Source organism: Lishizhenia sp., from assembly GCF_033720595.1.
Classification (GTDB): domain Bacteria; phylum Bacteroidota; class Bacteroidia; order Flavobacteriales_D; family Crocinitomicaceae; genus Lishizhenia.
Genome location: NZ_JAWWCF010000220.1, coordinates 1 through 4,239, shown reverse-complemented (window position 1 = coordinate 4,239; position 4,239 = coordinate 1). Strand labels below are relative to the sequence as shown.

Below are 4,239 nucleotides of genomic sequence, written 5' to 3'. Positions count from 1 at the left end.
GATATATCGTTACGGGGATGGAGGTTTGACCATTGTTTTTGGCTTCCACGCAATAGATGTAAACTTCCTTGATGAGGTCATCCGTTAAAGGCAAACAGCCTATGGTTACACAATCGCCGTGTATGAAAATATCGCCCCCTAATTTGTTTCTATTTCCTAGAATTTTATCGGAAGCATTGGGGTAATTGATACCCAGCGAAAGGTGAAAATTGCTGAAAGGATTGAAACGGTCTATATAATAATAACCTTCCGGTATTTGTAAATCACCTTGTTGCCGTTTAGGGCCGAGCATTCCAGAAGTTTCACAAATTGTGTAGGATTTTAGAAGTATAAATTGATTTAAGGAGTCGTCCTTACCCCATAATTCCATTGTTTTTTCAGTTTTAAACGCACGGATATAAAGTTCAAGTTCATTGCGTTTTATGTTTTTTGCGTCTAAATTTTGCTGAATAAGACTTCCTTTCTCTTTGTACGCTTGCCGCACACGTGAATATCTGAGTTGTTCCTCCTTAAATCCTTCTGAATTAAAAGAAAAGAGGAAGAATAGACATAAGGTATAGGGGAAGAGCTTGCGCATAGTTGTGAATTTACAAGTGAAATGCACAATTTTAAAAAAGTAACAAAGCTCTTTTTTACAAAAGAAAAAAACACTGGTCCAAAACATGAGAATGAACCAGTGTTGCGCAAGGAGCCTAAATTACTCTTTAACAAGTTTATGTAGACTTCTACCTGCATTTGTCGTGATTTCTAAAAGGTAGATGCCATTTTCTAAACCAGATAGGTCTAAATGGCTATCACGACTTACACTAACTTCTTGACCGAGTGCGTTGCGCACGCGAATGTGTACTATTTTTGATGAACTTTCTATGTGTACGATTCCATTTGTTGGGTTTGGATAAACGTCGATAAGTACTTCGTTTTCTTGAGTTCCAGCTGTAGAAAAATCACAGAGTGTACCGAAATCCACCACATTTGGAACGGTTTGAGCATTTAAGTTGATGTCAATAACCGTAGGTGCTGCAACAGGGAAAAGTGAAGCACTGTCTGGCTGAATTTCCATAGCGCTGGCATCTGTTACTACGTTCTCTACTTCATAATCACAAGGGTAAAATGTATTGAACTTACGTTTTTCAAGAATAAAATTATTGGTTTGAAAGTCCCCTAAGTTGAAAATGTACATTTGGTCATTTCCATTGTGTTGAGCGTGACTCAGAACGTTGTTTCCAATTCTACTAGAAATTAGATTTCCCTGCATATCGATGGTGAGGTAATTGTGTCGTTTTGCGAACATGTCGTGTACTCCAATAAGAAGGTTTCCATCTGCAGTTTCCTCAATGAAGTCAAAATCAAAAGTTGTGTAGTTGATAGGTACCGGTCCGAAAGTAGAGGCAATTTGTTTCGACCAAAGTTCAGTTCCTTGACTATCTGTCATAATGAATATGGGATCTCCACCAAACTCTTGCATAATGGCGATTAAATAATTTCCATTCTCTAATCGATGAAAGAAAATCCCTCCTTGTTTAAAGTATTTTCTATTGCTGTTAATTTGAGAAAGATCTTGCTCTATATTCAATAGATCTCCGTTGCTTGTAATTAGGTCAAAAGTTCCATCGTCATTTAAATGTAATGTTCGGGGCATAACACTTGGCCAAGGGAATCGATTGAAATTACTGAAGTTACCATTTTCATCAACCAGACAGTATATAGGTCTAAAACCATGGGAGAAATCTTGGTACACAAAGAGTATATCTCCATTTGATAATTGAAGTAATCTATTGTTAGCACCCGATGCGCAACTTACATCTAGACTTTTACTCCACAAGATATTTCCGGTTTCACTCATATTAATGAGAACTGGTTTAGAGTTACTCGGTCCATATTTTTGGCGAGATGTAGCTGAGATTAAAAAGGTATTATTGTTCAGCTTAATCATGTTAAAGGGGTGAATGTTGTAGGCTGTGTCAGCCATTCTCACATGTATAAATTGCTGTAGGTTTCCCAGAGTGTCAGATTGAATAAAGTGAAAGTAAAATTGATTTAATATACCATCTGTAACTTGATCGTTACTTAAAACGACACTCGTAAATTCATTGGTGTCTAACGCTACAGCTACACCTCCTTGATATAGTCTTGTAGTGTCGTTTATAAAAAATTGTTTACTAAATTCTTGTGCGAATAAGGAACAATTCACTAGTAAGAGTAATGCGGAAAGATAAAACGCCTTCATAGTTCTTTTCATTTTGAATTTTATTTTGGGAACAAATGTATTTCCTGAGTAATGAAAGCCCTAAAAAAGGAGGTGTGCAATAGGTGTCAAAAAGAAAATAAAGGTGTAACTATCAGTTTTACAGTTGGTTTAAGAAGTCGGATAAATCCTCTCCCTTTTCCATTTTTAACTTTTTTCGGATGCGGTAACGCGCAGATTTTACAGAATCTACGGATAAGAAAAGTGTTTGAGCAATCTCTTTTAAGGTAAATCTGAGTTTGGAAAGGGAACAGATTTTTAATTCATTGTTGGTTAGGTCAGGATATGAGCTTTTTAATTTATCGTAAAATCCAGAATTTAAATCGTTGAAGTAAAGTTCAAATTCCTTCCAATCTTCGTCTATACGTAGAGAGTTTTTTAAGGCTATTTTGGCGTCATTCACGATAGGCGAAATCTTCTCTTCTTGTTTCGAAACAGTAGCTTCAAATTCTTTGAGTACTTGATTTTTTTGATTGATACGCAGAGATAGACTGGTTAATTTTTGCTTCTTTAATTCAAGTTCTTGATCTTTTAAGATAAGCTCTTTCTTTTTGCGTTGAAGGATGAGGTAGGCTACTTGTATAACGAGGGCAATAAAAATAATTAAGGCAATTATAATTACTAAGTTGATGCGCTTCTGTAATTGTTCACTTTTGGCATTAGCTGCCAAGAGTGCAATTTCATTTTCCTTTTTTATAAGTTCAAGGTTGTTCTTAGATTTTAGTACGAGCGCTTGAGCGTTTTCTTCCTCTTGTTTACGCATTTCCTCATAGGTAAGTTCCCAATAGTGCTCAGCACTATCTATGTTATTGAGTTGTGCGTAGAGTCGTGCTAAATCATTGTAAATTAAACGAAATTGGGAATGTTTGGTACTTAACTCTAGCGCTTTGTTATAATTTTCAATTGCGCGCGGATAGTTTTTTTGATGTAGGTAAACTTGCCCTAATCCAGAGTGGATACCAGCGTCTATACTAAGTCCGGATGCAGCTAAAGTTTGTAGTGCTAATTTATAGTGTTCTTCTGCTTTACCCCACCTTTCTACCTGTGTGTAAAATACAGCCAGGTTTTGGTAGAAACTAGAAAGGATATACTCATTATCTTGTATAAAGCTATTTTGTTGAATGCCCTTTAATAATTGGTCTACCTTTTCAGTATCTTCTTCCAAATACAAGGAAAGCATGGCGTAGTTTAAAAGCGCCACAGGAAATTTCTTTTTATCTTCTAGTTCAAGCGCTAATTCGTAAGCGTCTTTGAAATAATTTAAAGCTTCTTGCGCTCTTCCAGCCTCATAAAAGCAATTCCCTAAGTTTATCATGATGAGTAATACACCTGTTTTGGAATTTTCGGAACGATAGATTTTTAAGGCCAAATTAAATTGCTCCATGGCTTCCTCAATTCTTCCTGCATTGAGTAGGGTAACACCCTTTAGGTTATAGATGTCGGCACGTTCTAGGGTAGAAGCTATAAGTTCTTGTTCAACGATGAACTCAATTAATGCGAGCGATGAATCTATTTGATTCATCTCCATTAATATTTCGCTGCGGAGTTTGTAGCTTTCGTAAAGTCCTGCCTGGTAGGGTATGGCTTTCGCTTCCTTTTCTGCTTTGTTCGACCAAAACAGGGCTTGTTGCGCATTTTTTTGCGTGTAATTTTTTCCAATTAGAATGTAGGTGTCTATTCGTTTTTTAGGATTTTTCTCTTGCTCTAGACTAAGTTGCAAACTGTCTATATTAGCCCAACTTTTTGGGGAGGAAATTAGAAAAGCAAGGAGAAGTAAAAGCAGAAATTTCATTGGACATTTGTTGATGTACACACATGTTAAACAACAACAAATATAAGAAGTTCAAAGTGTAGACTTTAGCGATTTTAAATATTTAGTTCACCATAAGTATTAACCTACCAAGGCCAAGTAGCCGCATCCAAGAGCTAAAGCGATAGTCACGGGCGAGAAAACTCTTTTTTCGAATTTGTTTTTGGACATAAGATTGCCAAAG

The 4,239-nt window shown here is 36.3% G+C and carries 3 protein-coding genes; all 3 read right to left on the bottom strand.

What is annotated here, in order from left to right; all coding sequences use genetic code 11:
• A partial coding sequence (locus R3333_RS12810; RefSeq protein ID WP_318959169.1) for a L,D-transpeptidase family protein occupies window positions 1-577 on the bottom strand: 577 nt, incomplete at its 3' end.
• Window positions 578-697: 120 nt separating this feature from the next.
• Window positions 698-2,239 (bottom strand): T9SS type A sorting domain-containing protein, encoded by a 1,542-nt coding sequence (locus R3333_RS12805; RefSeq protein WP_318959168.1) that lies wholly within the window; start codon window positions 2,237-2,239, stop codon window positions 698-700.
• A gap of 106 nt (window positions 2,240-2,345) precedes the next feature.
• Entirely contained in the window at window positions 2,346-3,965 is a 1,620-nt protein-coding gene (locus R3333_RS12800; RefSeq protein ID WP_318959167.1) for a tetratricopeptide repeat protein, read from the bottom strand.
• Window positions 3,966-4,239 lie beyond the last annotated feature (274 nt).